Source organism: Goekera deserti (genome assembly GCF_010685995.1).
In the GTDB taxonomy this organism is placed as follows: Bacteria; Actinomycetota; Actinomycetes; order Mycobacteriales; family Geodermatophilaceae; genus Goekera; species Goekera deserti.
Genome location: NZ_JAAGWK010000005.1, coordinates 52,505 through 77,700, shown reverse-complemented (window position 1 = coordinate 77,700; position 25,196 = coordinate 52,505). Strand labels below are relative to the sequence as shown.

Here is a 25,196-nt window from a genome sequence, read left to right as displayed (position 1 = left end):
TCATGCTGATCCCGCGCAGGGTCAAGCACCGCAAGCAGCACCACCCGAGCCGTTCGGGTGCTGCCAAGGGCGGTACCGAGATCAACTTCGGCGAGTACGCCATCCAGGCCCTTGAGCCGGCGTACGTCACCAACCGTCAGATCGAGTCCGCTCGTATCGCCATGACCCGCCACATCAAGCGTGGCGGCAAGGTGTGGATCTCGATCTACCCGGACCGTCCGCTCACCAAGAAGCCCGCCGAGACCCGCATGGGTTCCGGCAAGGGCTCGCCCGAGTGGTGGGTCGCCAACGTGAAGCCCGGTCGCATCATGTTCGAGTTGTCCGGTGTCGCCGAGCCCGTGGCCCGCGAGGCCATGCGTCGCGCCATCCACAAGCTCCCCATGAAGTGCCGCTTCGTGACCCGTGAAGGAGAGGTGTGATGGCAGCCGGTCTGTCCGCACCCGAGCTGCGCGAGCTCTCGGTCGACGAGCTCGCCACGCGGCTGCGTGAGTCGAGGGAAGAACTGTTCAACCTGCGTTTCCAGGTGGCCACCGGCCAGCTGGACAACAACCGGCGACTGCAGACCGTCCGCCGCGACATCGCCCGGATCTACACGATCATGCGCGAGCGCGAGCTGGGTCTCTCGGTCGCCCCGAGTGAGGGTGTGGCATGAGCGAGTCGGAGCAGGCCGCCGGCCCGGCAGCGGGCGGTCGCGGGTACCGCAAGGTCCGCGAGGGCCTCGTGGTGAGCGACAAGATGGACAAGACGGTCGTGGTGGAGGTCGAGGACCGCGTCAAGCACGCGCTCTACGGCAAGGTCCTCCGCCGCACCAGCAAGCTGAAGGCGCACGACGAGGAGAACACCGCCGGGATCGGCGACCGGGTCCAGATCATGGAGACGCGTCCCACCTCGGCCACCAAGCGCTGGCGCCTGGTGTCGATCGTCGAGAAGGCCAAGTAGTCACTGTCCCGGGGTGACCAGGCCGACCAGCAGGTCGGCCTGGTCACCGGGTACCCTGGACGACTGGCGCAGCCTGAGGGCCGCGCCGATCCCCGGACCCGTGTACGGACGCACCGGCAGCACTCGCAGCCGGTGCGTCCGCACGTGTGGACCGGACAGCCGCTTCACCGATCCGGCCCGGCTGTCACCACTAGTACGAGGAGCTCAGAAGTGATCCAGCAGGAGTCGCGGCTTCGAGTCGCCGACAACACCGGAGCCAAGGAGATCTTGTGCATCCGGGTTCTCGGTGGCTCCGGGCGGCGCTACGCGGGCATCGGTGACGTCATCGTCGCCACCGTGAAGGACGCCTTGCCCGGCGCCGGCGTGAAGAAGGGCGATGTGGTCAAGGCCGTCATCGTCCGCACGGTGAAGGAGCGCCGTCGTCCCGACGGTTCCTACATCCGGTTCGACGAGAACGCAGCAGTGATCATCCGTGACAGCGGTGACCCGCGCGGGACACGCATCTTCGGTCCTGTCGGTCGCGAGCTGCGCGACAAGCGGTTCATGCGGATCATCTCCCTGGCCCCGGAGGTCTTGTGATCATGGCTGAGAAGACGCCTTCGCTGAAGGTCAAGAAGGGCGACACCGTGCTGGTGCTGTCCGGCAAGGACAAGGGTGCCAAGGGGCGGGTGATCGCGGCCTTCCCGAAGGCCCAGCGTGTCCTCGTCGAGGGCATCGGCCGGGTGAAGAAGCACACCCGCACGAGCACCAGCCAGCGCGGTTCGCAGCAGGGCGGGATCGTCACGCAGGAGGCGGCCATCCACGTGAGCAACGTGATGGTCATCGACAGCGAGGACAAGCCGACCCGGGTCGGCTACCGCAAGGACGAGGAAGGCCGCAGCATCCGGGTCTCGCGGCGTACCGGCAAGGACCTGTGAACCCGATGACCGAGACCCAGACCCAGACCCAGACCAGCTCGCACGACCGTGAGCTGCCCCGCCTGCTCGCCCGCTATCGCGCGGAGATCGCGCCGGCGCTGCGGGCCGAGTTCGACTACGCCAACGTCATGCAGATCCCCGGTCTCGTGAAGATCGTGGTCAACATGGGCGTCGGCGAGGCCACCCGCGACGCCAAGCTCATGGACGGCGCCGTCCGCGACATGACGGCGATCACCGGCCAGAAGCCGCAGGTCGTCCGGGCGCGCAAGTCGATCGCCCAGTTCAAGCTGCGCGAGGGCATGCCGATCGGCTGCAAGGTCACGCTGCGCGGTGACCGCATGTGGGAGTTCCTGGACCGCCTGCTGGCCCTCGCCCTGCCCCGCATCCGCGACTTCCGTGGCCTGAACCCGAAGCAGTTCGACGGCCACGGCAACTACACCTTCGGTCTCAACGAGCAGTCGATGTTCCGCGAGATCGACGTCGACAAGATCGACCGGCCCCGCGGCATGGACATCACCCTGGTGACCACCGCGACCAACGACGAGGAGGGTCGCGAGCTGCTGAAGCTGCTCGGCTTCCCCTTCGCCGGGTTCGAACCCGTGACCACGGCCCGCTGAGTCCGGGCGAGGAGAAGACATGGCCAAGAAGGCGCTCGTCAACAAGGCGAACCGCAAGCCCAAGTTCGCCGTCCGTGCGTACACCCGCTGCCAGCGCTGCGGGCGTCCGCACGCCGTCTTCCGCAAGTTCGGCCTGTGCCGGATCTGCCTGCGGGAGATGGCACACGCCGGGGAGCTCCCCGGCGTCACCAAGTCCAGTTGGTGAAGGACCCCCTCCCTGCCCACGACGCGCTCCGCGCGCCGCGGGACCCTGGGAGGGGGCCGGTTCCAGACAGCAGCCGGGCGGTCCGGCTGCAGTCCCCCTCATGCACCACCGATCGCTGAAGGCCTGTGCGCCAAGTCCGATGACCCGGCGCACGAGGAACCACTGCGAGAGAGGCACCACGACACCATGACGATGACCGACCCGATCGCAGACATGCTCACGCGGCTGCGGAACGCGAACTCGGCCTACCACGACGCAGCGGCCATGCCGTCGTCGAAGCTCAAGACCAAGGTCTGCGAGATCCTCCAGCAGGAGGGGTACATCGCCGGCTGGAAGGTCAACGACGTCGAGGTCGACGGCCACGTCCGCAAGGAGCTGGTGGTCGACCTGAAGTACGGCCCCAACCGTGAGCGGAGCATCGCCGGCATCCGGCGGGTGTCCAAGCCCGGTCTGCGCGTCTACGCCAAGTCCACCGCACTGCCCAAGGTCCTCGGCGGCCTCGGGGTGGCGATCATCTCCACCTCGACCGGTCTGCTGACCGACAAGCAGGCGAACAAGAAGGGCGTGGGTGGGGAAGTCCTCGCCTACGTCTGGTAAGAGGAGCGAGCAGAGATGTCACGGATCGGACGACTCCCCGTCCCCGTGCCGGGTGGCGTGGACATCGCCATCGACGGCCGGACGGTGAACGTGAAGGGCCCCAAGGGCCAGCTCTCGCACACGGTCGCAGCGCCCATCACCGTCGAGCGGGCCGAGGACGGCACGCTCCTGGTGCAGCGTCCCGACGACGAGCGGGAGAGCCGCGCACTGCACGGGCTGTCCCGCACGCTGATCGCCAACATGATCACCGGCGTCACCGAGGGCTACACCAAGTCCCTCGAGATCGTCGGCGTCGGCTACCGGGTCCAGGCCCGGGGTTCCGACCTCGAGTTCGCACTGGGCTTCAGCCACCCGGTGCTGGTGAAGGCCCCCGAGGGGATCACCTTCACGGTCGACGCGCCCACCCGCCTGCGGGTGAGCGGCATCGACAAGCAGCTGGTGGGAGAGGAAGCGGCCAAGATCCGCAAGATCCGCAAGCCCGACCCGTACAAGGGCAAGGGCGTGCGTTACGCGGGCGAGGTCATCAAGCGCAAGGTCGGGAAGACGGGCAAGTGATGGCAGCCAAGGCACAGACCGAGAAGGCCGCCCGGGTGCACAAGCCGGTCGGCACCGATGTCAGCACGGCGCGCCGGGTCTCCCGGCTCCGTCGTCACAACCGCCTGCGCAAGCGCGTCACGGGCACGACCGCTCGTCCTCGCCTGGTGGTCAAGCGCTCCAGCCGGCACATCCACGTGCAGGTCGTCGACGACACCGTCGGCCGCACGCTGGTGAACGCCTCGACGCTGGACGCCAGCCTGCGGGGTGCCGAGGGCGACAAGTCCGCGCTGGCCCGCCAGGTGGGTGTGTTGGTCGCCGAGCGCGCCAAGGCCGCCGGCATCACCGCTGTCGTCTTCGACCGTGGCGGCAACCGCTACCACGGCCGGATCGCCGCGCTCGCCGACGCCGCCCGCGAGGCGGGGCTGGACTTCTGATGCACACCACCACGCAGGTTTCGCACAGGGCCGTTCACGGCCTGATGATCGAGAGGGACGTCTGATGCCCGGACCACAGCGACGCGGCGGCGGCACCGGCGCCGGCCCCGGCGGCGCGGCCGGCGGCAACGACCGGCGCGACCGTCGTGACGGCGGTCGGGGGCCCGGCGGCGCCCCGGCCGAGAAGAGCAACTTCATGGAGCGCGTGGTCGCCATCAACCGCGTCTCCAAGGTCGTCAAGGGAGGCCGGCGCTTCAGCTTCACCGCGCTGGTGATCGTCGGCGACGGCGACGGCACCGTGGGTGTCGGCTACGGCAAGGCCAAGGAGGTGCCCGCGGCCATCGCCAAGGGCGTCGAGGAGGCCAAGAAGCACTTCTACAAGGTGCCTCGCATCGCCAGCACCATCCCGCACCCCGTGCAGGGTGAGGCGGCGGCCGGCGTCGTGCTGCTCAAGCCGGCCAGCCCGGGTACCGGCGTCATCGCCGGCGGTCCGGTGCGCGCCGTGCTGGAGTGCGCCGGGATCCACGACGTGCTCTCCAAGAGCCTCGGGTCCTCGAACCCGATCAACATCGTCCACGCGACCATGCAGGCGCTCAAGGACCTCGTCCGTCCCGAGGAGATCGCGGCCCGCCGCGGTCTGCCCCTGGAGGACGTCGCTCCCGCGGCCATGCTGCGGGCGCGTGCCGGTCAGGGGGTCTGACATGGCGCAGTTCAAGGTCACCCAGATCAAGTCGTCCATCGGCTGCAAGCAGAACCAGCGCGCGACGCTGCGCTCGCTCGGGCTGAAGCGGATCAACGACTCGGTCGTCCAGGAGGACCGTCCCGAACTCCGCGGGATGGTCGCGACGGTGCCGCATCTGGTGCGCGTCGAAGAAGTCAGCTGAGCAGGGGCACACACACATGACTCTCAAGGTCCACCACCTGCGTCCGGCACCCGGCGCCCACACCAAGAAGACCCGTGTGGGTCGTGGTGAGGGCAGCAAGGGCAAGACCGCCGGCCGTGGCACGAAGGGCTCGGGCGCGCGCGTTCAGGTCTCCGCACGCTTCGAGGGTGGTCAGACGCCGCTGTTCATGCGCCTGCCCAAGCTCTCGGGCTTCACCCCCCGCAACAAGGTCGTGTTCCAGGTCGTGAACCTCGACCGGATCGCGGCGCTCTTCCCCCAGGGCGGGGCCGTGAACCCGGACTCGCTCGCCGACGCCGGCGCCGTCCGCCGGGGCCACCCGGTCAAGGTCCTCGGCTCCGGCGACCTCGGCGGCGTGACCGTCCAGGTGCACGCGCACGCCTTCTCCAAGTCCGCCGAGGACAAGATCGGCGCGGCCGGGGGCAGCACCACCCAGCTCTGAACAGCCGACGACCCCCGCCGACGCACCCGCGTCCGGGGGTCGTCTGCTCTCCACTCGACCGGAGGACCCCCGGCCGGCCCCCTGTAGTGTCCCGCTGCGGGCACGCGAGCGCCGGGGGGTCCCCTGTCGTCGTCACGCTCACAGGACCTACTCGGGGAGGGCACGTGCTGCAGGCTTTCGCCGCGGCGTTCCGGACGCCAGACCTCCGGCGCAAGCTGTTGTTCTCCCTGGCGATCATCGCCGTCTACCGGCTCGGTGCCAGCGTGCCCGGGCCGGGCGTCTCGGTGCCGGCGATCAACAGCTGTCTCGACCAGGCCAACAGCGGCGCCCAGCAGGACGTCTACTCGCTGGTCAACCTGTTCTCCGGCGGCGCGCTGCTGCGGCTGTCGGTGTTCGCGCTGGGCATCATGCCGTACATCACGGCGAGCATCATCGTGCAGTTGCTGGTGGTGGTCATCCCGCGCTTCGAGATGCTGAAGAAGGAAGGGCAGTCGGGTCAGGCCAAGCTGACCCAGTACACCCGCTACCTGACGATCGCGCTCGCGGTGCTCCAGAGCACCGGCATCATCGCCCTCGCGCGCAGCGGGCAGCTCTTCCCGGGCTGCGCCCAGGAACTGATCCCGTCGAACTCCATCTGGACCACGATCGTCCTGGTCATCTCGCTGACCGCCGGTACCGCCGTCATCATGTGGCTGGGCGAGCTGCTCACCGAGAAGGGGATCGGCAACGGCATGTCCGTGCTGATCTTCACCTCGATCGCGGCCCGCATCCCGGCCGAGGGCGGCGCCATCCTGCAGTCCCGCGGCGGGCTGATCTTCACCCTGGTCTGCGTGCTGGCCGTGCTGATCATCGCCTCGGTGATCTACGTGGAGCAGGCGCAGCGCCGGATCCCGGTGCAGTACGCCAAGCGGATGGTCGGCAGGCGGATGTACGGCGGCACGTCGACGTACCTCCCGCTGAAGGTCAACCAGGCCGGCGTCATCCCGGTCATCTTCGCGTCGTCGCTGCTGTACCTGCCCCAGCTGCTCACCCAGTTGCAGGGTGACAGCACCGGCGCCGTCCGGAGGTTCGTGGAGGACTACCTGGTCGACCAGACCAGCTCGGTGCACATCGCGGTCTACTTCGCACTGATCATCTTCTTCACGTACTTCTACGTGTCGATCACGTTCAACCCCGAAGAGCGAGCCGACGACATGAAGCGCTACGGCGGCTTCATCCCCGGCATCCGCCCCGGCCGGCCCACGGCCGAGTACCTGCAGTACGTGCTCTCGAGGATCACGCTGCCCGGCTCCATCTACCTGGGGCTCGTGGCGGTGCTGCCCAACTTCTTCCTGTCGGTGACGCAGGAGGGGCAGAACCAGAACTTCCCGTTCGGCGGGACCGCGGTACTGATCATGGTGGGAGTGGGCTTGGAGACGGTGAAGCAGATCGAGACGCAGCTCAACCAGCGCAACTACGAAGGGTTCCTCCGCTAGTGCGCGTCGTCATGCTGGGCCCGCCCGGTGCCGGCAAGGGCACCCAGGCGCAGGTCATCGCCAAGGAGCTGTCCATCCCGGCCATCTCGACGGGGGACATCTTCCGGGCGAACGTGAGCGGTCAGACCGAGCTCGGCCAGCAGGCCAAGTCGTACATGGACGCCGGGGACCTCGTGCCCGACGAGATCACCGTGGCCATGGTGTCCGACCGGCTGGCCGAGGCGGACGCCACGGACGGCTTCCTGCTGGACGGCTTCCCCCGGACGATCGCCCAGGCCGAGCAGCTGCGCGACAGCCTCGCCGAGCGTGGCCAGCGGCTGGACTGCGTGCTCGAGCTCGTCGTCGAGACCGACGAGCTGGTGCGCCGGTTGTCGGGTCGCCGCATGCTCGTCGACGGTGTCTGGGTGCAGCGCGGCGACGACAAGCCGGAGACGGTGCGGCACCGGCTGGACGTCTACCGGGCGCAGACGGCGCCGCTGTCCGGCTTCTACGAGTCGGCCGGGCTGCTGGCCCGGATCGACGCCGTCGGAGCCGTGGACGAGGTGACCCAGCGGGCCCTGGCGGCGCTCCGGGAGGCCGAACGACGAACCGAGCAGTCGGACGAGGGCTGAGGGCCGGTCTCCATGGGCACCGGCCTGCTGTCCCGCGTGCCGCTGCTCGCGAAGTGGAGTGGACGCATGATCCAGATCAAGACGGCACACGAGATCGAACTGATGCGCGGCGCCGGCCTCGTCGTGGCCGGGGCGCTGGCGGCGGTGCGCGCCGAGGTCCGGCCGGGGGTCACCACCGGCGAGCTCGACGCCGTCGCCGAGGACCACATCCGCAGCGCGGGGGCGATCCCCTCGTTCCTCGGCTACCGGGGCTTCACCGGGAGCATCTGCGCCTCGATCAACGAGGAGATCGTGCACGGGATCCCCGACCGGGGCCGTGCCCTCGCCGCCGGGGACAACATCTCCATCGACTGCGGGGCCATCCTCGCCGGCTGGCACGGTGACTCGGCGATCACCGTCACGGTCGGGGAGCCCTCCACCGAGGACGCCGCCCTGATGGCCGTGACCGAGCGCTCCATGTGGGCCGGGCTGGCGCGGGCGGTCGTCGGCGGCCGGCTGACCGACATCAGCCACGCCGTCGAGGAGGCCGTGCTCGCCGAGGAGCACGAGTACGGCATCGTCGACCACTACGGTGGTCACGGCATCGGCACCGAGATGCACCAGGACCCGCACGTGCTGAACTACGGACGTGCCGGCCGCGGGCCCAAGCTCGTCCCAGGCCTCTGCCTGGCGATCGAGCCGATGGTCACCGTCGGGGACCCGACCACGGTGGAACTCGAGGACGGGTGGACCGTGATCACGAAGGACGGGTCCCGTGCCGCGCACTTCGAGCACACCGTCGCCATCACGCCCGAGGGCCCCTGGGTCCTAACCGCCGAGGACGGCGGCGTCTCCGGGCTCGCACCATTCGGCGTCACCGCCCGCTCCTGACGGAGCACCCGCCGCGCCGCGGGGCCGCGTGCTGCCGCCCGCGTCGGCCTGCGTGGTGTGGCCGGGGCCTCGCCCCCGGGGAGGGGGCTGGGTTGGTCCGCCGTCTGACGTCGGGGTACAGTGGCCGACGGCGTTAGCGCCGCTCCGTCGCCGTGCTGTGGCCGCATCGCGACGAGCGCCCTCTGCGATACCGCCGGACGCTCCAAGCAATCCTGCACGACTGTCCGCGCCTGCTCAGGCGTGGACACCGAGTACTGCGAAGACCGAGAGGGGCCGTGTAGGGCATGGCAAAGAAGGACGGGGCCATCGAGGTCGAAGGTCGTGTCGTCGAGCCGCTGCCCAACGCGATGTTCCGGGTCGAGCTGCAGAACGGACACCGGGTGCTCGCCCACATCAGCGGCAAGATGCGCCAGCACTACATCCGCATCCTGCCCGAGGACCGCGTGGTCGTGGAGCTCTCGCCCTACGACCTGACCCGCGGCCGCATCGTCTACCGCTACAAGTAACCAGTCCCGGTCGGCCCTGCCGACCACGTCCGGTCGGCCCCAGGGCCGGCCAGGGCCCACGACCTGACAGGAATGAGGGCGGCACCGGTGAAGGTCCAGCCGTCGGTGAAGAAGATCTGTGACAAGTGCAAGGTGATCCGCCGGCACGGCCGGGTCATGGTCATCTGCGACAACGCCCGGCACAAGCAGCGCCAGGGCTGAGGGAGTACCTGACATGGCACGTCTGGCTGGCGTCGACCTCCCGCGCGACAAGCGCATGGAGATCGCGCTCACGTACATCTACGGCATCGGCAAGACCTCCGCGCAGGCCACCTTGGCGGCGACGGGCATCAGCCCCGACCTCCGCACCAAGGACCTGACCGACGAGGACCTGCTGAAGCTCCGCGACTACATCGACGAGCACTTCCGCGTCGAGGGTGACCTGCGACGGGAGGTGGCCGGCGACATCCGCCGCAAGGTGGAGATCGGCTGCTACCAGGGGATCCGGCACCGCCGGGGCCTGCCCGTCCACGGTCAGCGGACGAAGACCAACGCGCGCTCGAGCAAGGGCCCGCGCAAGACCATCGCCGGCAAGAAGAAGGCCGGCAAGAAGTAAGGACCTCGGCGCCCCCCGAGCCACGCTCCGCGCGGCTCGGGACCCTGCGCCGAGGCCGGCTCCGGTACTGCACCGGGGCCGAGTGCACCGTTGCTGCGCTCCCGGTAGGGGGCCGGTGCGCCGCCGCCCGACGAGGGCGGGCGGCCCAGCTCCGCAGAGGGGGCGACGGGTGCGCTGCCCCACCCAGCACGATCCCAGGCCACGAACAACACAGACCGGAGAGACATGCCTCCCAGGGCCCGCGCGGCAGGTGCCAAGAAGGTGCGCCGCAAGGAGAAGAAGAACGTCGCTCACGGTGCGGCGCACATCAAGAGCACCTTCAACAACACCATCGTGTCCATCACCGACCCCACGGGCAACGTGATCAGCTGGGCCTCGGCCGGGCACGTCGGGTTCAAGGGCTCGCGCAAGTCCACGCCGTTCGCGGCGCAGATGGCTGCCGAGAACGCCGCCCGCAAGGCGCAGGAGCACGGCATGCGCAAGGTCGACGTCTTCGTCAAGGGCCCGGGCTCGGGTCGGGAGACCGCCATCCGGTCGCTGCAGGCCACTGGCCTCGAGGTCGGCCAGATCCAGGACGTGACGCCGCAGCCGCACAACGGCTGCCGGCCCAAGAAGCGCCGCCGGGTCTGACCGGTACTGACGAGACGATCTAGGAGTAACTGACGTGGCCCGTTACACCGGAGCCGACTGCCGCCTGTGTCGGCGCGAGAAGATGAAGCTGTTCCTCAAGGGCAGCAAGTGCGAGTCCGCGAAGTGCCCGATCGAGATCCGGCCCTACCCGCCGGGCGAGCACGGCCGTGGCCGCAGCAAGGACAGCGAGTACCTGCTCCAGCTGCGCGAGAAGCAGAAGGCCCGCCGCATCTACGGCGTGCTGGAGAAGCAGTTCCGCGGCTACTACCAGGAAGCCAACAAGAAGCAGGGCAAGACCGGTGAGGTCCTCCTGCAGATCCTGGAGTCGCGGCTGGACAACGTGGTCTACCGGGCCGGCTTCGCCGAGTCCCGCGACATGGCGCGCCAGCTGGTGCGTCACGGCCACATCAAGGTGAACGGCCGCAAGGTCGACATCCCCTCCTACCGCGTGAGCGCGAACGACATCATCGAGGTGGCCGCGAAGTCCGCCGAGATGGCTCCGTTCCAGCTCGCCCAGGCCAAGGCCGGCAGCCGTCCCGTGCCGCCGTGGCTCGAGGTCATCAGCACGCAGCTGAAGGTGCTGGTGCACAGCATCCCGGCCCGTCAGGTGATCGACACCCCGGTCCAGGAACAGCTGATCGTCGAGCTGTACTCGAAGTAGCAGAAGGACGGCGGGGTGGGCGGACAGATGTCCGCCCCGCCTGCACCACCACCTCACGGCGTCATATGGCGGTCGCCGGAGGACCTGAAGGAGAACCATGCTCATCGCACAGCGCCCCACCCTGACCGAGGAGACGATCGACGCCTCTCGGTCCCGCTTCGTCATCGAGCCCCTGGAGCCCGGCTTCGGGTACACCCTGGGCAACTCGCTGCGGCGGACCCTGCTGTCCTCCATCCCCGGCGCGGCTGTCACCAGCATCCGCATCGAGGGCACCCTGCACGAGTTCACCACCGTGCCGGGCGTCAAGGAGGACGTCACCGAGCTCATCCTGAACCTCAAGGGCCTGGTCGTCAGCTCCGACTCCGACGAGCCGGTCACCATGTACCTGCGCAAGCAGGGCCCCGGTGAGGTCACCGCCGCCGACATCGCGCCCCCGGCCGGTGTCGAGGTGCACAACCCCGAGCTGCACATCGCCACGCTGAACGCGAAGGGCCGGCTCGAGATCGAGCTGGTCGTCGAGCGTGGCCGCGGCTACGTGCCGGCGACCCAGAACAAGCAGCCCGGCCAGGAGATCGGACGGATCCCCGTCGACTCGATCTACTCGCCGGTCCTGAAGGTCACCTACGCCGTCGAGGCCACCCGCGTCGAGCAGCGCACCGACTTCGACCGCCTCGTGGTCGACGTCGAGACCAAGCCGTCGATGGACCCGCGCGACGCGATCGCCAGTGCCGGCTCCACCCTGGTCGAGCTGTTCGGCCTGCTCCGCGAGCTCAACGTCGACGCCGAGGGCATCGAGGTCGGGCCCAGCCCGGCCGAGGCCGCCGACATCGCGAACTTCTCGATGCCGATCGAGGACATGGACCTCACCGTCCGGTCCTACAACTGCCTCAAGCGCGAAGGTGTGCACACCGTCGGTGAGCTCGTCACCCGTTCCGAGGCCGACCTGCTGGACATCCGCAACTTCGGTGCCAAGTCGATCGACGAGGTCAAGCTGAAGCTCGCGGCCATGGGCCTGGCGCTCAAGGACAGCCCGCCCGGGTTCGTCCCCACCTCGGTGGAGAGCTACGACGAGGGCTACGAGACCGACGCCTACCAGGGTGTCACCGAGTACGCCGAAGGCCAGGAGTACGCCGCAGAGGGCGACTTCCGGGAGACCGAGCAGCTCTAGAAGGACCCCGCTGCCCCCCACGACGCGCTCCGCACGCCGTGGGACCCTGCAGCGGGGCCGCCGCTGCAGCTCATGACGTGCTCCGCACGCCGTGGGACCCTGCAGCGGGGCCGCCGCTGCAGCTCATGACGTGCTCCGCACGCCGTGGGACCCTGCAGCGGGGCCGCCGCTGTGGCTCCCACGACGCGCTCGTCGCGTCGTGGGAGGCTGCAGCGGAGCCTGACCGCACCACCCGCTGAGATGCAGCCGGCGACGCCCCGCCCGGCCGCCTGAGGAAGGACCGACATGCCCACCCCCACCAAGGGTCCCCGCCTCGGCGGGTCCCCCGCGCACGAGCGGCTGATGCTGGCGAACCTGGCCACCTCGCTGTTCGAGCACGGCAAGATCACCACGACCGAGGCCAAGGCGAAGCGACTGCGCCCGCTGGCCGAGAAGCTGGTGACCTTCGCCAAGCGTGGTGACCTGCACGCTCGCCGTCAGGTCATGACGACCATCCGCGACAAGAACGTCGTCCACCACCTCTTCGCCGAGATCGGTCCTCGCTACGAGAACCGGCCCGGTGGCTACACCCGCATCGTCAAGGTGGGTCCCCGTAAGGGCGACAACGCCCCGATGGCGGTCATCGAGATGGTCGAGGCGCTGACCGTGGCCCAGCAGGCCGTCGGCGAGGCCGAGCGCGCTCGCGGCACCCGGTTCGCCACCCCGCGCAGCGGTGGCTCGTCGGCCGCCGGTGAGGTCACCGCCGACACCGCCGCCCTCACCGATGCCGGCGGCACGACGGGCCCCGGTGGCGACACCAGCCCGGACGTGACCGAGGGCTCCGAAGGTGTCGACGACGCCCAGGCCGTCGTCACCGACGTCTTCACCCCGGACGGCGAGACCCAGGACGACACCGCCGTCACCCCCGAGCCGAAGCGTGAGAACGCCGCGGTCGTGGACGACGAGGCCATCTCGCCGGAGGTGGCCGCCGCAGCTGCCGCCGAGGTCGAGGCCGCCGAGCTGGGCGACGCCGCGACCGCCGGCCGCCAGGCACCCGGCGGCGAGTCCGAGCGCGACCCCAAGTGATCCGCTGAACCACCCGCACGACAGCGACGAGCCCGCCACCCCCACCGGTGGCGGGCTCGTCCGCGTTCGGCTGGACCTCGGCTACGACGGGACGGCCCTGCACGGATGGGCCCGCCAGCCGGCACAGCGGACGGTGCAGGGCGAGCTGGAGCTGGCACTGTCCACGGTGCTCCGGCACGACGTCGACCTGACCGTCGCCGGCCGCACCGACGCCGGGGTGCACGCCACCGGCCAGGTCGCCCACCTGGACCTGCCCGCCGGCCTGTGGGAGTCGGCGCGGGGACGGCTGCTCCGCAGGCTGCGCGGCGTGCTCGCCCCCGACGTCGTCGTGACCTCGGCGCGGGCGGTGCCCGCGGACTTCGACGCCCGGTTCGCGGCGCTGCGCCGGCACTACGTCTACCGGCTGACCGACGCCGACTCCGGGCCGTCTCCGCTGCGCCGGGTGGACGTGGTCGGCTGGCCGCGGCAGCTGGACACCTCGCTCATGCAGCAGGCCGCTGGGCCGCTGCTCGGGCAGCACGACTTCGCGGCGTACTGCCGGCGGCGGGAGGGCGCGACCACCATCCGCACCCTGCTGGTGCTCGACGTCCGGCGGGTGGACGACGACGAGGGCGGGCCGCAGCGGGTGGAGGTCCGGGCCGGCGCCGACGCGTTCTGCCACTCGATGGTGCGCAGCCTGGTCGGTGCGCTGCTGGCCGTGGGGGAGGGTCGCCGGGCCCCGGACTGGCCGGCGTCGCTGCTGACCCGGACCAGCCGCGCCGACGACGTCCCGGTGGCACCGGCCGCGGGCCTGACCCTGGTCCGGGTGGACTACCCCGCCGACGACGAGTTGGCCGATCGCGCGCTGGTGACCCGGGCCCGCCGCGACGCACCGGCCGCGGGGCACTCTGGGTGCTGCTGAGGGCCGCTGTCCTCAGAGCTGGGCGGCGACCGCGTCCTCGACCGGGGTGGGACCGTTCGTCAGCTCGAGCACGCCCTCGTGGTGCTGCCGGGTGAGCAGCGCGGCGAGCACGGCGGCGACGTCGTCGCGGGTGACGTCACCCCGCTCGACGTGCCGGTCCAGCATGACGTGCCCGGTGCCCGGGTCGTCGGTGAGCCGGCCGGGGCGCAGCACCACGGTGTCCAGCCCCGGCCGGGGCAGCAGCGCCTCCTCGGCGGCGAGCTTGGCCCGCAGGTAGGCGACGAACACCTCGTCCACCCCGTCGGGGGTGGCACCGCCGGCGACCTGCTCAGTGCCCATCGAGGACACCAGCAGGTAGCGGCGCACCCCGGCCGCCTCGGCGGCGTCGGCCAGCAGCACCGCCGCGGCCCGGTCGACGGTGTCCTTGCGGGCGATCCCGCTGTTCGGACCGCCTCCCGCGGCGAACACCACCGCGTCGGCGCCGCGTAGGCCCGCGGCGAGCTCGCCGACGTCGGCGTGCTCCAGGTCCAGGACCAGCGGCCGCGCGCCGTCGGACTCCAGGTCGGCCACCTGCCGGGAGTCGCGGACGATCCCGGTGACGGTGTCCCCGCGGGCGGCGAGCAGGCGGGTGAGGCGGCGGGCGACCTGGCCGTGGGCGCCGGCGATGACGATGTCCATGGGCGCGGGCTACCCGGTCGGGTCGCGATCAGTCGGCGGGACGCGGTGCGGCGGCGCGGGCCCGGGCCAGTTCCGCGGGGGTGTCGCAGTCGGTCCAGGGCACCGGTCGCCCGGCCACCGGCGTCGGGCGGTGCCGGTGCACGGCCAGCGGGGTCAGCAGCGCGCGCATCGACGTAGGGCCGTGCACTGCACCGACCGCCGCCCGCAGCGTGGCGGTGCGCCAGACGCCGAGCAGGTACTGGTCCCGTCCGGCCCCGTCCACGACGAGCACCCCGTCGCTGCTGCCGCGGCCGACCAGCTCGGTGGCCAGCGCGTCGACCAGGTCGGCGGTGAGGAACGGCAGGTCGGCGGCCAGCACCGCGACGACCTCGGCGTCCACGGCGGCGAGACCGGCCCGCAGCGCCGGCACGGGCCCGCCGCGCGGCGGCTGCTCGCGCACCAGCAGGACGCCGTCCGGCACCGGCTGCGGCGGGCCGACCACGACGCGGGGCGCGGCGTGTTCGACGGCGGCCAGCACGGCCGCCAGCATCGTGCGCCCGCCGACCTCCAGCTGGGGCTTGTGCTGGCCGCCCAGCCGAGCGGACTTCCCGCCGGCCAGCACGACGGCGGCGAACGGGGGGCGGTCGGTCATGCTGCGCACCGTAGGCGCTGGCGGTGGGTACCGTCGCCCGGGTGGGACGAGTCACGAGCAGGACACCGGTGCTGCGCATCCGCGGGTCGCAGCGCAGCACCCGGCCGGACACGGTGGCGGCCGAGGAGCCGCTGGAGATCCGGCTCGACGGGACACCGCTCGCGGTCACCATGCGCACCCCCGGCCACGACTTCGACCTGGTGCACGGCTTCCTGGCCACCGAGGGAGTCATCGCCGGGGTGGACGACATCAGCGCGCTGCGGTACTGCGACTCGGTCGACGCCGAGGGCCGGAACACCTACAACGTGGTCGACGTCGTCCTGGCGCCGGGTGTGCAGGCGCCGGACACCGCGCTGGACCGGAACTTCTACACGACCAGCTCCTGCGGCGTGTGCGGCAAGGCGAGCATCGACGCCATCCGCACCAGGACGACGCACGACGTCGCCTCGGACGGCACCCGGCTGACCCTGGACACGCTGCTGGCCCTGCCGGACCGGCTGCGGGCCGCCCAGCAGGTGTTCGACAAGACCGGCGGCCTGCACGCCGCGGGCCTGTTCACCGCCGCCGGCGAGCTGGTCGCCCTGCGCGAGGACGTGGGCCGGCACAACGCGGTGGACAAGGTCGTCGGTGACGGCGTGCGCACCGGCGGGCTGCCGCTGGCCGGCTCGGTGCTCATGGTGAGCGGCCGGTCGTCCTTCGAGCTGACGCAGAAGGCGGCGCTGGCCGGCATCCCGGTGCTCGCCGCCGTGTCCGCGCCGTCGTCGCTGGCGGTGGAGCTGGCCGCCGAGGTGGGGATCACGCTGATCGGCTTCCTGCGCGGGGACGGGTGCAACGTCTACACCCACACAGAACGCGTGGAGCTCGGCTGACGGCTCGCCTCGTAGTGTTTGCGAATGCCAGCAACTTCCGCGACGCACGCCGCTTTCCACGACCGCACCGGCATCGCCCGTCCATCTGAGCTCTGTCCCGAATGCATGGGCGACTCTGGCGGTGAGGACGTGACTGCACTCTGGTCGGATCAGCCGCATGCATTCGATGCCCACCCGACTGCCGAAGGACTGTGCATCCTGTGTGGCGGCTGTCGGACGACACACGAAGACAGCCGACGGTCGTGACGCTCGGGCCCGCCGTGTGTACGGGCTGGACGAAGTCTCAGAGCTTGGCCGAAACCAGCGCGTCACGAAGCCGCTCTACCTCATCGGTGCTCGGCGGACCGGCACTCCCGGCGTGCGACTCCGTGACGAGCAGCTGCCTCGAAGACAGCTCGAAGACTCGGACCGAGCGGGAAGCGACCGTCGAGCCGTAGTCCCGGCCACCTCGGCCGAAGACGCCAGCCGGCTGGAGCTTGAGGTCGCTCTCAGCGAGCTGGGCCCACGGGGCGCCGAATGCGAAGACGTACCGCACGTCGATGTCCGCGATCGGGTCCCACACGAACTGCCTGATCAGGTGCGGTGGTGGGCTCATGCGGCCCACCACCGCCGTGGAATGCCACGGGTAGAGTTCCCACAGCAGCATGTCGTTGTACCCGGCGGCCGGATCGCCGAGCCAACGACGAGTGAAGCCCCGTCGCCCGCGGTAGAAGCGGTTCGGGCCGTACCGGGCCAACCAGGGGTCTCGGTCGTACGGCGCGCTGCGGGCCCAGGCGCTGTAACTGCCGGCGGCTCTGATCTCCTCGGCGAACAGCCCGTCCCTTGCCTGGAGGTCGGGAAGGTATTGACCGGGATTGAGCCCGAGCAAGACCATGCGCGGTTCCGTCTCGTGTCCGCCGAGATCGCCCTGGAACGGCTCGACGAAGCCGTCGCGCGTCACGGCGCCCAGGCCTCGTCCCGAGTAGCTGCCAAACCAGGCGTCGAGCGGATCAGGGAGGGGATCGGCGCCGTCGAGCCAGGAGCGAATGTGGGCGTCCCAGAAGCCGCCGATGGCAGTACGAGATGACATCTCCCCAGCATGCCGTTCGATCCTGGGTGAGGCACCCGCTGCAACGTCCCTGGCGCCCCGAACTGAGCCACCAAACCCAGCGGGTCTACGCCGGGGGCGGGCACGGAAGTGCCCGCGGGTCGTAGATCGACTCCGTGGACGTCGTGCAGTCGTGGGCCAACGGGAACTGACCCACAGGGCACCGCATTAAGGCGCAGGTCTTCGCGAGTGCCGTCCGACAGGGATGCGACGGCGGCGCGGACGTCGGTGCACGCTGGAAGATCAGCGACCGCGGGTTGATGTCGCCTCTTCTGCAGAACGGATCATGGCTCGGAGCGACAGCTCACCGAGACAACACCCCAGCCCTCAGAAGCTGCGGCCGGCCGATGACGGGACATGCACAGTCACGGTGGGCTCGTCGTCGCCGTCGTTCAGGGTGAGCGGCCAGCGCTCGCCGTTGACGGTTACCGAGCGCCTGCTCCTGGACTGAGCGCCCGCCCCGCCCTCCGCCGCCTCGCGACGCGGGATGGGCGTCAGGGGGAGGGGTGGTCGCCGCCGCGGAGCTGGCCGACGACGTGCGGCAGCAGCGGGCCCAGGACGGCGAGCCCGTCGCGCACCCCGCCGGTGGAACCGGGCAGGTTGACGATCAGCGTGCGCCCGGCGACGCCGGCCAGCCCGCGGGACAGCACCGCCGTCGGCACGCCGTCCTGGCCGTACCGGCGGATCGCGTCGGCGATGCCGGGCGCCTCCCGCTCGATCACGGTGCCGGTGGCCTCGGGCGTGACGTCGGTGGGGGAGAGCCCCGTGCCGCCGGTGGTCAGCACGACGTCGGCGCCGCCCTCCACCGCGTCCACCAGGGCCGCGCTCAGGGCGACGACGTCGTCCGGGAGCACGTGCGGGCCCTCGACGGCGAAACCGAGCTCGCGCAGCCCGGCGGCGAGGGCCTGGCCGCTGCGGTCCTCGTAGACCCCGGCCGAGGCCCGGTTGGAGGCGGTGACGACGACGGCGCGGGCGTCGGCGGGCAACTCGCTCATCGGACCCAGTCGCCCTTCTTGCCACCGGTCTTGGACAGCAGCCGCACGTCGGTGACGCTCGCCCGGGGGTCGACCGCCTTGACCATGTCGATCACCGTCAGCCCGGCCACGGCGACCGAGGTCAGTGCCTCCATCTCCACGCCGGTGCGGTCGGCGGTGCGGGCGGTGGCGGTGATCTCGACGGCCTCGTCGGTGACCTCGACGTCCACGGTCACCCCGTGCAGCGCGATCGGGTGGCACAGCGGGATCAGGTCCGGCGTCCGCTTGGCCCCGGCGATGCCGGCGATCCGGGCGACGGCGATCGCGTCGCCCTTGGGCACGCCCTCACCGCGCAGCAGCGCGACCACCTCCGGGCTGACCAGCACCCGGCCGGCCGCGGTGGCGACCCGGGCGGTGACCTCCTTGCCGGTCACGTCGACCATCCGGGCCGCGCCGCGGGCGTCGACGTGGGTCAGGCGCCCCGGGCTGCTGGGTCCGTCGGTCACTGCAGGGCTCCTTCGACGAGGACGACGCCGACCTCGGCGCCGGCGTCCAGGTGGGTGACGTCCTCGGGCACGACGACGAGGCAGTTGGCCCGGGCGAGGTGGGCGACCAGGTGCGAGCCGGGCCCGCCGACCTGGTGCACCTCGCCGTCGTCGTACCAGCCGCGCAGGAACTGGCGGCGCCCGGCGGGGGAGCGCAGCTCGCTGGTGAGCCGGGCCGGCGCCCGCAGCCGGTCGGGGTGGGTGTGGCCCAGCGCCCGGCGCAGCGCCGGCCGGACGAACACCTCGAAGGACACGAACGAGCTCACCGGGTTGCCGGGCAGGGTCACCACGGGCACGCCGTCGACGGTGCCGGCGCCCTGCGGCCCGCCGGGCTGCATGGCCACCTTGACGAACTCGACGGTGCCCAGCGCGCCGAAGGCGTCCTTGACCACCTCGTAGGCACCGGCGCTGACGCCGCCGCTGGTGATCAGCAGGTCGGCGCCGGCCAGCTCGGCGCGCACGGTGGCCAGGAACGTGTCGACGTCGTCGGGCACGAAGTGCAGCGTGCGGGCCTCGCCGCCGGCGGCCTGGACGGCGGTGGCCAGCAGCACCGAGTTGGACTCGTAGATCTGCCCGGGCTGCAGCGGCGTACCCGGCTCGACCAGCTCGCTGCCGGTGGAGAGCACCAGCACGCGGGGGCGCCGGCTCACCGGCAGGGTGGTGTGCCCGACGGCGGCGGCGAGGCCCAGCTGCGCGGCACCCAGCGCGGTCCCGGCGGGCAGGGCGACGCTGCCTACGGCGATGTCCTCCCCGGCGTGCCGCAGGTGCGTGCCCGGCGCGGGGACGCCGGTGATGGTGACGACGCCGGTGGCCGCGTCGGTCTGCTCGACCGGCACGATCACGTCGGCGCCGTCCGGCACGGGGGCTCCGGTCATGATCCGGTGCACCGTCCCCGGGACGAGTGCGACGACGTCGCCGCGGCCGGCCGGGATGTCCTCGACGACCGGCAGTCGCACCGGGGTGGCCGGCGTGGCCGCCTGGACGTCCTCGTGGCGCACGGCGTAGCCGTCCATCGCGGAGTTGGTGAACCCGGGCAGCGCCACGAGGGCAGGCACGTCCCGGGAGAGCACCCGCCCGGCCGCCTCGGCGAGGGCGACGTGCTCCTCGGGCAGCTCGCGCAGGAGCGCGGTGACGACCGCCTGGTGTTCCTCGACCGTGCGCACGCGACCATCCTGCCGCGCGGGCGGCCCGCGCCGGGTGGGCGGCCCGGGTCGGGCCCCGGGCCGACAGGTCAGAAGAGGTCCTCGACCCGGTCGACGAGCTGGAAGTGGCCGACCGCCCAGAAGGCGACGGCGGCCAGGGCCAGGCCGCCGACGGTGATGGCCAGCGAGCTGGCCGGGTGCTCCTTCGCGTGGTCCCAGGCGTCCCGGGCCTTCTTCTTGAACGCGTCGAAGAACCGCCGCGCCCAGGCGAACTCGGTCGACCACACCCACAGCCCGGCGAGCACCGGCGGGATGGTCAGCGGGCCGGGCAGGACGGTGAGCGCGACGCCGAGTGCGACCAGCAGCAGGCCGAGGACGAAGACGCCGACCCGCCACACCTGGGTCAGCGCCGGGTTGGCGTGCACCCGGGCGCGCAGCGAGCCCGGCCTCGGCGGGTGCGACTCGCCCAGGCCGTCGCGCCAGACGCGCGCGCCGGACGTGCTGCGGTCGTCGGCGACGGTGTTCCCCGCCACGACGGTCCGCCGGTCGGTGGCGGGCGTGTGCTGCGGGGTGCTGGGGCGGGTCATGGCTCTCCCGGTACGACGAGGGCTCGAGGCCCGCGGTCGGGACGCACGGGTGCGGCGTCCCGGTGGGCGTCATCCGGTGGTGCCCACCCGGGCGCCCGCTCACGCCTGGACCGCGGCGGGGCGGCGTGTCGCCGGCTGGTATCGTGGCTCGCTGGTGCTGCGCCGGCTGGTGCGCGCGCCGTCCATGACCGATCGGTCCGTCCCCCGTGCTCGGGGAGGCGATCCACCAGCCACCCGACGACGACGAAGGACGCCCTGTGCGCACGTACACGCCCAAGCCCGGTGAGATCACCCGGGCGTGGCACGTCATCGACGCCACCGACGTGGTGCTCGGTCGACTGGCCAGCCAGATCGCCATCCTCCTGCGCGGCAAGCACAAGCCGCAGTTCGCCCAGCACGTCGACGTCGGCGACTTCGTCGTCGTCATCAACGCCGGCAAGGTCGCGCTGACCGGGTCGAAGCGGGACGCCAAGACCGCCTACCAGCACTCGGGCTACCCGGGTGGTCTGCGCAAGATCAACGTCGGTGACCAGCTGCGCACGCACCCGGACCGGGTCGTCGAGCGGGCCGTCAAGGGGATGCTGCCGCACAACACGCTGGGCCGGCAGATGCTCTCCAAGCTCAAGGTGTACGCGGGTCCGCAGCACCCGCACACCGCCCAGCAGCCCCAGCCCTTCGAGATCAAGCAGGTTGCCCAGTGACCACCGCCATCACCGACGCCACCGGGCGTCCCGTGCAGACCGTCGGTCGCCGCAAGGAGGCCATCGTCCGCGTGCGCCTCGTGCAGGGCACCGGGCAGTTCACCCTGAACGGCCGCACGATCGAGCAGTACTTCCCCAACAAGGTGCACCAGCAGCTCATCCGTGAGCCGTTCGTCATCCTGGACAAGAACGAGCAGTACGACGTGATCGCGCTGCTCAACGGCGGCGGCGTCAGCGGCCAGGCCGGCGCCCTGCGCCTGGCCATCGCCCGCGCGCTCATCGCCGTGGAGATCGACGACCGCCCGGTGCTGAAGAAGGCCGGCTTCCTCACGCGTGACCCGCGAGTCACCGAGCGCAAGAAGTACGGCCTGAAGAAGGCCCGCAAGGCGCCTCAGTACTCCAAGCGCTGACCGGCGCGCTGGTGGGTCGCCTCTTCGGGACCGACGGCGTGCGCGGCCGGGCCAACACCGAGCTCACGCCGGAGCTGGCTCTCTCGGTGGCCCGCGCCGCCGCCAGCGTGCTCGCCGACCGCGACGGGGCCTCGCGCCCCGTCGCGGTCGTCGGCCGCGACCCCCGCGCGAGCGGGGAGATGCTGGAGGCCGCCGTGGTGGCGGGCCTGGCCAGCGCCGGCGCCGAGGTGCTGCGCGCGGGCGTCCTGCCCACGCCGGCCATCGCGTTCCTCACCGGCCGCACCGGTGCCGACCTCGGCGTGATGATCTCCGCCAGTCACAACCCGATGCCCGACAACGGCATCAAGCTGTTCAGCCGCGGCGGGCACAAGCTGCCCGACGCCGTCGAGGCGTCCATCGAGCGCACCGTCACCGGCCGTGTCCTCGACGAGCAGCGGCCCACCGGCCGTGGTGTCGGCCGTGTTCGCGACCTCGCGCGCGGCGCCGAGGACTACGTGGACCACGTGCTGTCCGCGCTGCGCCAGCCGCTGGCCGGGCTCACCGTCGTCGTGGACTGCGCGCACGGTGCCGCCGCCCGCTGCGCGCCCGAGGTGTACCGCCGGGCCGGGGCGACGGTGCACGTCATCGGCGGCGAGCCGGACGGCTGGAACATCAACGACGGCATCGGCTCCACCCACCTCGGCCCGCTGACCGAGACCGTCCGCCGCACCGGCGCCGACATCGGCATCGCCCACGACGGCGACGCCGACCGCTGCCTGGCGGTCACCTCCGACGGCGCCCTCGTCGACGGCGACGAGATCCTGGCGATCTGCGCCCTGGCGCTGCACGAGAGCGGCGCCCTCAAGGACGACACCGTCGTCGCCACGGTGATGAGCAACCTGGGCTTCCACCACACCATGCGCGACGCCGGCATCGCGGTGGCCACCACCGCGGTCGGTGACCGCTACGTGCTGGAGGCGCTGCGTTCCCGCGACCTCTCCCTGGGCGGCGAGCAGAGCGGCCACCTGGTGTTCCTGGAGTGGGCGACCACCGGCGACGGCCTGCTGACCGGGCTGGCGCTGCTGTCCCGGATGAGTGCGACCGGCGCCTCGCTGGCCGAGCTCGCCTCGGTGGTGCAGAAGCTGCCGCAGACGCTGGTCAACGTGCCCGTCACCGACCGGCTGGCCGTCGCGGCCAGCGACGAGGTGGCCCGCGCGGTGAACGAGGTCGAGGAGGAGCTCGGGGACACCGGCCGGGTGCTGCTGCGCCCCTCGGGCACCGAGCAGCTGGTGCGGGTCATGGTCGAGGCGCCGTCCCAGGAGCAGGCCGACGCCGTGGCCGCCCGGCTGGCCGCGGTGGTCGCCGCCACCGGCTGACGGGACCGGCCGGCCGGGCGACCTGGGGCGGCTGGGGCGTACGGGGCGAGCTGCACGGGATCGGTCCGTCCCGGCGGTATCGTCACCCCAATGTGCGGAATCGTGGGGTACGTGGGCCCGCAGAACGCCCTCGACGTCGTCCTGGAGGGGTTGCGCCGCCTCGAGTACCGGGGTTACGACTCGGCCGGTGTCGCGGTCGTCGTCGACGGCGTCCTGACGACGGCGAAGAAGGCCGGCAAGTTGGCGAACCTGGAGAAGGTGCTCGCCGACCAGGGCCTGCCTGCGGCGACGACCGGGCTCGGGCACACCCGCTGGGCCACGCACGGGGGCCCCACCGACCGCAACGCGCACCCGCACGTGTCCGCCGACGGCCAGGTGGCCGTGGTGCACAACGGGATCATCGAGAACTTCGCCGCGCTGCGCGCCGAGTGCGAGGCCACCGGCACCGAGTTCAGCTCCGACACCGACACCGAGGTGGTCGCCCACCTGCTGGCGGCGGTCTACCCGACGCTGCCGGAGTCCCCGGACCGGCTCGCCGAGGCGCTGCGCCGGGTCAGCCGCCGGCTGGAGGGCGCTTTCACGCTGGTCGCCACGCACGCCGCGGAGCCGCACACCATGGTGGCCTCCCGGCGCAACAGCCCGCTGGTGGTGGGCGTCGGCGACGGTGAGTACTTCCTGGGCTCCGACGTCGCGGCGTTCATCGGGCACACCCGGCACGCCCTGGACGTCGGCCAGGACGAGGTCGTGGAGATCGACCGCACCCGCGGGGTCACGGTCACCGACTTCACCGGCCGGGTGGTGGAGCCGCCGTCGCGCACCGTCGACTGGGACGCCGCCGCCGCCGAGAAGGACGGCTACGACTGGTTCATGCTCAAGGAGATCGCCGAGCAGCCGCACGCGATCGCCGACACGCTGCTGGGCCGGCTCTCCGACCACGGCGCGATCGTGCTCGACGAGGTGCGCATCTCCGACCAGGAGGTGCGCGACATCGACAAGGTCTTCGTCGTCTCCTGCGGCACCAGCTACCACGCCGGGCTGATCGCCAAGTACGCCATCGAGCACTGGACCCGCATCCCGGTGGAGGTCGAGCTGGCCAGCGAGTTCCGCTACCGCGACCCGGTGCTGGACCGGTCCACGCTGGTCGTGGTCATCTCCCAGTCCGGGGAGACGATGGACACCCTGATGGCGATGCGGCACGCCAAGGAGCAGCGCGCCCGGGTGCTGGCGATCTGCAACACCAACGGCTCGACCATCCCGCGCGAGTCCGACGCCGTGCTCTACACCCGGGCCGGACCCGAGGTGGCCGTCGCCTCGACCAAGGGGTTCCTGTCCCAGGTGGTGGCCTGCTACCTGGTCGGGCTGTTCCTCGCCCAGGTGCGCGGCATCAAGTACGCCGACGAGGTCGCCGCCATCGTCGACGAGCTGCGCGCGCTGCCGGCCGCCGTGGAGAAGGTGCTGTCGGAGATGGAGCCGGTGCGCGAGCTGGCCCGCTCGCTCGCCGACAGCCCGACGATCTTGTTCCTCGGCCGGCACGTCGGCTACCCGGTGGCGCTGGAGGGTGCGCTCAAGCTCAAGGAGCTGGCCTACATCCACGCCGAGGGCTTCGCCGCCGGCGAGCTGAAGCACGGCCCGATCGCGCTGATCGGCGAGGGCACCCCGGTGGTCGTCGTCGCGCCGTCGCCGCGGGGCCGGGAGTCGGTGCACGGCAAGGTGGTGTCCAACATCCAGGAGGTACGGGCCCGCGGGGCACGCACCATCGTGATCGCCGAGGAGGGCGACGACGACGTGCTGCCCTACGCCGACCACGTCATCCGGGTGCCGCGCACGCCGACCCTGCTCGCCCCGGTGGTCACCACCATCCCGATGCAGGTGCTGGCCTGCGAGATCGCCGACACCCGCGGCCTGGACGTCGACCAGCCGAGGAACCTGGCCAAGAGCGTCACGGTGGAGTGAGCTCCGCAGGGAGCGCCAGCGACCGAGGAGCGCCAGCGAGTCCGGAACTCGACCAGCGTCAGCGTCGGGTGACGAGGCCCCTGCAGGGCGGCCGTCCCAGCCGGCCACCTGTCCGGTGCCAGGCCGGGCCGGGCCGGGATGACCGTTCCAGCCGGTGACGGCCCATGCCGTGGGTGAGCGGGGTGTCGGAAA

36 protein-coding genes are annotated in these 25,196 nt (G+C 71.6%); 29 read left to right on the top strand and 7 right to left on the bottom strand.

Annotation, left to right across the window (positions count from 1 at the left end; translation table 11 throughout):
• The first annotated feature begins 2 nt into the window (after positions 1-2).
• The 24 genes from rplP (at position 3) to truA (ending at position 14,072) form a co-directional block, all read left to right on the top strand.
• Positions 3-419 carry a 50S ribosomal protein L16 gene (gene rplP / locus G1H19_RS01880; RefSeq protein ID WP_152731652.1) on the top strand — a complete coding sequence of 139 codons (417 nt, stop codon included), beginning with the start codon at positions 3-5 and terminating at the stop codon, positions 417-419.
• Positions 419-652, top strand: coding sequence for a 50S ribosomal protein L29 (gene rpmC, locus G1H19_RS01875; protein ID WP_152731653.1), 234 nt, complete (start codon positions 419-421; stop codon positions 650-652). The genes rplP and rpmC overlap by 1 nt, the downstream gene beginning before the upstream one ends.
• The gene (gene rpsQ / locus G1H19_RS01870) at positions 649-939 is read left to right on the top strand and encodes a 30S ribosomal protein S17 (protein WP_152731654.1); all 291 of its coding nucleotides are present in this window, start codon (positions 649-651) and stop codon (positions 937-939) included. The genes rpmC and rpsQ overlap by 4 nt, the downstream gene beginning before the upstream one ends.
• A gap of 210 nt (positions 940-1,149) precedes the next feature.
• A complete protein-coding gene (gene rplN, locus G1H19_RS01865; RefSeq protein WP_026844850.1) occupies positions 1,150-1,518 on the top strand; it encodes a 50S ribosomal protein L14 in 369 nt (122 codons plus the stop codon).
• A gap of 2 nt (positions 1,519-1,520) precedes the next feature.
• On the top strand, positions 1,521-1,856 hold the full coding sequence (gene rplX / locus G1H19_RS01860; RefSeq protein WP_174277986.1) for a 50S ribosomal protein L24: 336 nt from the start codon (positions 1,521-1,523) through the stop codon (positions 1,854-1,856).
• 5 nt (positions 1,857-1,861) lie between these two features.
• Entirely contained in the window at positions 1,862-2,473 is a 612-nt protein-coding gene (gene rplE, locus G1H19_RS01855; protein WP_152731655.1) for a 50S ribosomal protein L5, read from the top strand.
• Positions 2,474-2,492: 19 nt separating this feature from the next.
• Positions 2,493-2,678 carry a type Z 30S ribosomal protein S14 gene (locus G1H19_RS01850; RefSeq protein ID WP_152731656.1) on the top strand — a complete coding sequence of 62 codons (186 nt, stop codon included), beginning with the start codon at positions 2,493-2,495 and terminating at the stop codon, positions 2,676-2,678.
• A gap of 192 nt (positions 2,679-2,870) precedes the next feature.
• Complete coding sequence (rpsH, locus tag G1H19_RS01845) at positions 2,871-3,275, top strand: 30S ribosomal protein S8 (protein ID WP_456071373.1); 405 nt, start codon at positions 2,871-2,873, stop codon at positions 3,273-3,275.
• A gap of 15 nt (positions 3,276-3,290) precedes the next feature.
• Entirely contained in the window at positions 3,291-3,830 is a 540-nt protein-coding gene (gene rplF, locus G1H19_RS01840) for a 50S ribosomal protein L6 (protein ID WP_152731658.1), read from the top strand.
• Positions 3,830-4,246, top strand: coding sequence for a 50S ribosomal protein L18 (gene rplR, locus G1H19_RS01835; protein WP_152731659.1), 417 nt, complete (start codon positions 3,830-3,832; stop codon positions 4,244-4,246). Before rplF ends, rplR begins: the two co-directional genes overlap by 1 nt.
• Positions 4,247-4,310: 64 nt before the next feature.
• Complete coding sequence (gene rpsE, locus G1H19_RS01830; protein WP_152731660.1) at positions 4,311-4,946, top strand: 30S ribosomal protein S5; 636 nt, start codon at positions 4,311-4,313, stop codon at positions 4,944-4,946.
• Position 4,947: 1 nt separating this feature from the next.
• Entirely contained in the window at positions 4,948-5,130 is a 183-nt protein-coding gene (rpmD, locus tag G1H19_RS01825; protein ID WP_152731661.1) for a 50S ribosomal protein L30, read from the top strand.
• Positions 5,131-5,146: 16 nt separating this feature from the next.
• Positions 5,147-5,590, top strand: coding sequence for a 50S ribosomal protein L15 (gene rplO / locus G1H19_RS01820; protein WP_152731662.1), 444 nt, complete (start codon positions 5,147-5,149; stop codon positions 5,588-5,590).
• 164 nt (positions 5,591-5,754) lie between these two features.
• Positions 5,755-7,065, top strand: a complete 1,311-nt coding sequence (secY, locus tag G1H19_RS01815) for a preprotein translocase subunit SecY (RefSeq protein ID WP_162393211.1) — start codon at positions 5,755-5,757, stop codon at positions 7,063-7,065.
• The gene (locus G1H19_RS01810; RefSeq protein ID WP_162393212.1) at positions 7,065-7,676 is read left to right on the top strand and encodes an adenylate kinase; all 612 of its coding nucleotides are present in this window, start codon (positions 7,065-7,067) and stop codon (positions 7,674-7,676) included. The genes secY and G1H19_RS01810 overlap by 1 nt, the downstream gene beginning before the upstream one ends.
• 66 nt (positions 7,677-7,742) lie before the next feature.
• Complete coding sequence (gene map, locus G1H19_RS01805; RefSeq protein WP_152731663.1) at positions 7,743-8,546, top strand: type I methionyl aminopeptidase; 804 nt, start codon at positions 7,743-7,745, stop codon at positions 8,544-8,546.
• Between the two features lie 284 nt (positions 8,547-8,830).
• Complete coding sequence (gene infA / locus G1H19_RS01800) at positions 8,831-9,052, top strand: translation initiation factor IF-1 (RefSeq protein WP_012950459.1); 222 nt, start codon at positions 8,831-8,833, stop codon at positions 9,050-9,052.
• 87 nt (positions 9,053-9,139) lie between these two features.
• Positions 9,140-9,253, top strand: coding sequence for a 50S ribosomal protein L36 (gene rpmJ / locus G1H19_RS01795; RefSeq protein ID WP_012950458.1), 114 nt, complete (start codon positions 9,140-9,142; stop codon positions 9,251-9,253).
• 13 nt (positions 9,254-9,266) lie between these two features.
• A complete protein-coding gene (gene rpsM / locus G1H19_RS01790; RefSeq protein ID WP_152731665.1) occupies positions 9,267-9,647 on the top strand; it encodes a 30S ribosomal protein S13 in 381 nt (126 codons plus the stop codon).
• A 225-nt stretch (positions 9,648-9,872) separates the two neighbouring features.
• Positions 9,873-10,277 carry a 30S ribosomal protein S11 gene (rpsK, locus tag G1H19_RS01785; RefSeq protein ID WP_152731666.1) on the top strand — a complete coding sequence of 135 codons (405 nt, stop codon included), beginning with the start codon at positions 9,873-9,875 and terminating at the stop codon, positions 10,275-10,277.
• Between the two features lie 34 nt (positions 10,278-10,311).
• Positions 10,312-10,938 (top strand): 30S ribosomal protein S4, encoded by a 627-nt coding sequence (rpsD, locus tag G1H19_RS01780; protein ID WP_162393213.1) that lies wholly within the window; start codon positions 10,312-10,314, stop codon positions 10,936-10,938.
• Positions 10,939-11,035: 97 nt separating this feature from the next.
• Positions 11,036-12,106, top strand: coding sequence for a DNA-directed RNA polymerase subunit alpha (locus G1H19_RS01775; protein ID WP_152731667.1), 1,071 nt, complete (start codon positions 11,036-11,038; stop codon positions 12,104-12,106).
• Positions 12,107-12,391: 285 nt separating this feature from the next.
• A complete protein-coding gene (rplQ, locus tag G1H19_RS24930; RefSeq protein ID WP_152731668.1) occupies positions 12,392-13,171 on the top strand; it encodes a 50S ribosomal protein L17 in 780 nt (259 codons plus the stop codon).
• Between the two features lie 4 nt (positions 13,172-13,175).
• Complete coding sequence (gene truA / locus G1H19_RS01765) at positions 13,176-14,072, top strand: tRNA pseudouridine(38-40) synthase TruA (RefSeq protein WP_152731770.1); 897 nt, start codon at positions 13,176-13,178, stop codon at positions 14,070-14,072.
• Positions 14,073-14,084: 12 nt separating this feature from the next.
• Here the strand turns inward: truA and G1H19_RS01760 are convergent, their stop codons facing one another.
• Together G1H19_RS01760 and mobA are read right to left on the bottom strand one after the other, a co-directional pair.
• Positions 14,085-14,750 carry an NAD(P)H-binding protein gene (locus tag G1H19_RS01760; RefSeq protein ID WP_152731669.1) on the bottom strand — a complete coding sequence of 222 codons (666 nt, stop codon included), beginning with the start codon at positions 14,748-14,750 and terminating at the stop codon, positions 14,085-14,087.
• Between the two features lie 28 nt (positions 14,751-14,778).
• The gene (gene mobA, locus G1H19_RS01755; RefSeq protein WP_152731670.1) at positions 14,779-15,381 is read right to left on the bottom strand and encodes a molybdenum cofactor guanylyltransferase; all 603 of its coding nucleotides are present in this window, start codon (positions 15,379-15,381) and stop codon (positions 14,779-14,781) included.
• A 41-nt stretch (positions 15,382-15,422) separates the two neighbouring features.
• Here mobA and fdhD point away from each other — a divergent pair, with 41 nt between their 5' ends.
• Complete coding sequence (gene fdhD, locus G1H19_RS01750) at positions 15,423-16,250, top strand: formate dehydrogenase accessory sulfurtransferase FdhD (protein ID WP_162393214.1); 828 nt, start codon at positions 15,423-15,425, stop codon at positions 16,248-16,250.
• Between the two features lie 283 nt (positions 16,251-16,533).
• Here the strand turns inward: fdhD and brig1 are convergent, their stop codons facing one another.
• The 5 genes from brig1 to G1H19_RS01725 all read right to left on the bottom strand — a co-directional run bounded on the left by brig1 (position 16,534) and on the right by G1H19_RS01725 (position 20,585).
• Entirely contained in the window at positions 16,534-17,319 is a 786-nt protein-coding gene (brig1, locus tag G1H19_RS01745) for an anti-phage DNA glycosylase Brig1 (RefSeq protein WP_152731672.1), read from the bottom strand.
• 512 nt (positions 17,320-17,831) lie between these two features.
• Positions 17,832-18,332: a MogA/MoaB family molybdenum cofactor biosynthesis protein gene (locus G1H19_RS01740; RefSeq protein WP_152731673.1), complete on the bottom strand. Its 501-nt coding sequence runs from the start codon at positions 18,330-18,332 to the stop codon at positions 17,832-17,834.
• Positions 18,329-18,817 (bottom strand): cyclic pyranopterin monophosphate synthase MoaC, encoded by a 489-nt coding sequence (gene moaC, locus G1H19_RS01735; RefSeq protein ID WP_235928191.1) that lies wholly within the window; start codon positions 18,815-18,817, stop codon positions 18,329-18,331. The genes G1H19_RS01740 and moaC overlap by 4 nt, the downstream gene beginning before the upstream one ends.
• Positions 18,814-20,019: a molybdopterin molybdotransferase MoeA gene (gene moeA / locus G1H19_RS01730; RefSeq protein WP_162393215.1), complete on the bottom strand. Its 1,206-nt coding sequence runs from the start codon at positions 20,017-20,019 to the stop codon at positions 18,814-18,816. Before moeA ends, moaC begins: the two co-directional genes overlap by 4 nt.
• A gap of 68 nt (positions 20,020-20,087) precedes the next feature.
• A complete protein-coding gene (locus G1H19_RS01725; protein WP_152731674.1) occupies positions 20,088-20,585 on the bottom strand; it encodes a PGPGW domain-containing protein in 498 nt (165 codons plus the stop codon).
• Positions 20,586-20,842: 257 nt separating this feature from the next.
• On the opposite strand from G1H19_RS01725, the gene rplM reads away from it, so the two are divergent.
• The 4 genes from rplM to glmS all read left to right on the top strand — a co-directional run bounded on the left by rplM (position 20,843) and on the right by glmS (position 25,004).
• A complete protein-coding gene (rplM, locus tag G1H19_RS01720) occupies positions 20,843-21,286 on the top strand; it encodes a 50S ribosomal protein L13 (protein WP_162393216.1) in 444 nt (147 codons plus the stop codon).
• Positions 21,283-21,696 (top strand): 30S ribosomal protein S9, encoded by a 414-nt coding sequence (rpsI, locus tag G1H19_RS01715; protein WP_162393217.1) that lies wholly within the window; start codon positions 21,283-21,285, stop codon positions 21,694-21,696. The genes rplM and rpsI overlap by 4 nt, the downstream gene beginning before the upstream one ends.
• Before the next feature lie 11 nt (positions 21,697-21,707).
• Entirely contained in the window at positions 21,708-23,051 is a 1,344-nt protein-coding gene (gene glmM, locus G1H19_RS01710) for a phosphoglucosamine mutase (protein WP_162393218.1), read from the top strand.
• A 90-nt stretch (positions 23,052-23,141) separates the two neighbouring features.
• Positions 23,142-25,004 carry a glutamine--fructose-6-phosphate transaminase (isomerizing) gene (gene glmS / locus G1H19_RS01705; protein ID WP_152731676.1) on the top strand — a complete coding sequence of 621 codons (1,863 nt, stop codon included), beginning with the start codon at positions 23,142-23,144 and terminating at the stop codon, positions 25,002-25,004.
• The last annotated feature ends 192 nt before the right edge of the window (positions 25,005-25,196 follow it).

Coding starts and splice junctions, on each gene's coding strand:
- rplP (WP_152731652.1), top strand. CDS start 3: ATGCTGATCCCGCGCAGGGTCAAGCACCGCAAGCAGCACCACCCGAGC.
- rpmC (WP_152731653.1), top strand. CDS start 419: ATGGCAGCCGGTCTGTCCGCACCCGAGCTGCGCGAGCTCTCGGTCGAC.
- rpsQ (WP_152731654.1), top strand. CDS start 649: ATGAGCGAGTCGGAGCAGGCCGCCGGCCCGGCAGCGGGCGGTCGCGGG.
- rplX (WP_174277986.1), top strand. CDS start 1,521: ATGGCTGAGAAGACGCCTTCGCTGAAGGTCAAGAAGGGCGACACCGTG.
- rplE (WP_152731655.1), top strand. CDS start 1,862: ATGACCGAGACCCAGACCCAGACCCAGACCAGCTCGCACGACCGTGAG.
- G1H19_RS01850 (WP_152731656.1), top strand. CDS start 2,493: ATGGCCAAGAAGGCGCTCGTCAACAAGGCGAACCGCAAGCCCAAGTTC.
- rpsH (WP_456071373.1), top strand. CDS start 2,871: ATGACCGACCCGATCGCAGACATGCTCACGCGGCTGCGGAACGCGAAC.
- rplF (WP_152731658.1), top strand. CDS start 3,291: ATGTCACGGATCGGACGACTCCCCGTCCCCGTGCCGGGTGGCGTGGAC.
- rplR (WP_152731659.1), top strand. CDS start 3,830: ATGGCAGCCAAGGCACAGACCGAGAAGGCCGCCCGGGTGCACAAGCCG.
- rpsE (WP_152731660.1), top strand. CDS start 4,311: ATGCCCGGACCACAGCGACGCGGCGGCGGCACCGGCGCCGGCCCCGGC.
- rpmD (WP_152731661.1), top strand. CDS start 4,948: ATGGCGCAGTTCAAGGTCACCCAGATCAAGTCGTCCATCGGCTGCAAG.
- rplO (WP_152731662.1), top strand. CDS start 5,147: ATGACTCTCAAGGTCCACCACCTGCGTCCGGCACCCGGCGCCCACACC.
- map (WP_152731663.1), top strand. CDS start 7,743: ATGATCCAGATCAAGACGGCACACGAGATCGAACTGATGCGCGGCGCC.
- infA (WP_012950459.1), top strand. CDS start 8,831: ATGGCAAAGAAGGACGGGGCCATCGAGGTCGAAGGTCGTGTCGTCGAG.
- rpsM (WP_152731665.1), top strand. CDS start 9,267: ATGGCACGTCTGGCTGGCGTCGACCTCCCGCGCGACAAGCGCATGGAG.
- rpsK (WP_152731666.1), top strand. CDS start 9,873: ATGCCTCCCAGGGCCCGCGCGGCAGGTGCCAAGAAGGTGCGCCGCAAG.
- G1H19_RS01775 (WP_152731667.1), top strand. CDS start 11,036: ATGCTCATCGCACAGCGCCCCACCCTGACCGAGGAGACGATCGACGCC.
- rplQ (WP_152731668.1), top strand. CDS start 12,392: ATGCCCACCCCCACCAAGGGTCCCCGCCTCGGCGGGTCCCCCGCGCAC.
- G1H19_RS01760 (WP_152731669.1), bottom strand. CDS start 14,750: ATGGACATCGTCATCGCCGGCGCCCACGGCCAGGTCGCCCGCCGCCTC.
- mobA (WP_152731670.1), bottom strand. CDS start 15,381: ATGACCGACCGCCCCCCGTTCGCCGCCGTCGTGCTGGCCGGCGGGAAG.
- brig1 (WP_152731672.1), bottom strand. CDS start 17,319: ATGTCATCTCGTACTGCCATCGGCGGCTTCTGGGACGCCCACATTCGC.
- G1H19_RS01740 (WP_152731673.1), bottom strand. CDS start 18,332: ATGAGCGAGTTGCCCGCCGACGCCCGCGCCGTCGTCGTCACCGCCTCC.
- G1H19_RS01725 (WP_152731674.1), bottom strand. CDS start 20,585: ATGACCCGCCCCAGCACCCCGCAGCACACGCCCGCCACCGACCGGCGG.
- glmS (WP_152731676.1), top strand. CDS start 23,142: ATGTGCGGAATCGTGGGGTACGTGGGCCCGCAGAACGCCCTCGACGTC.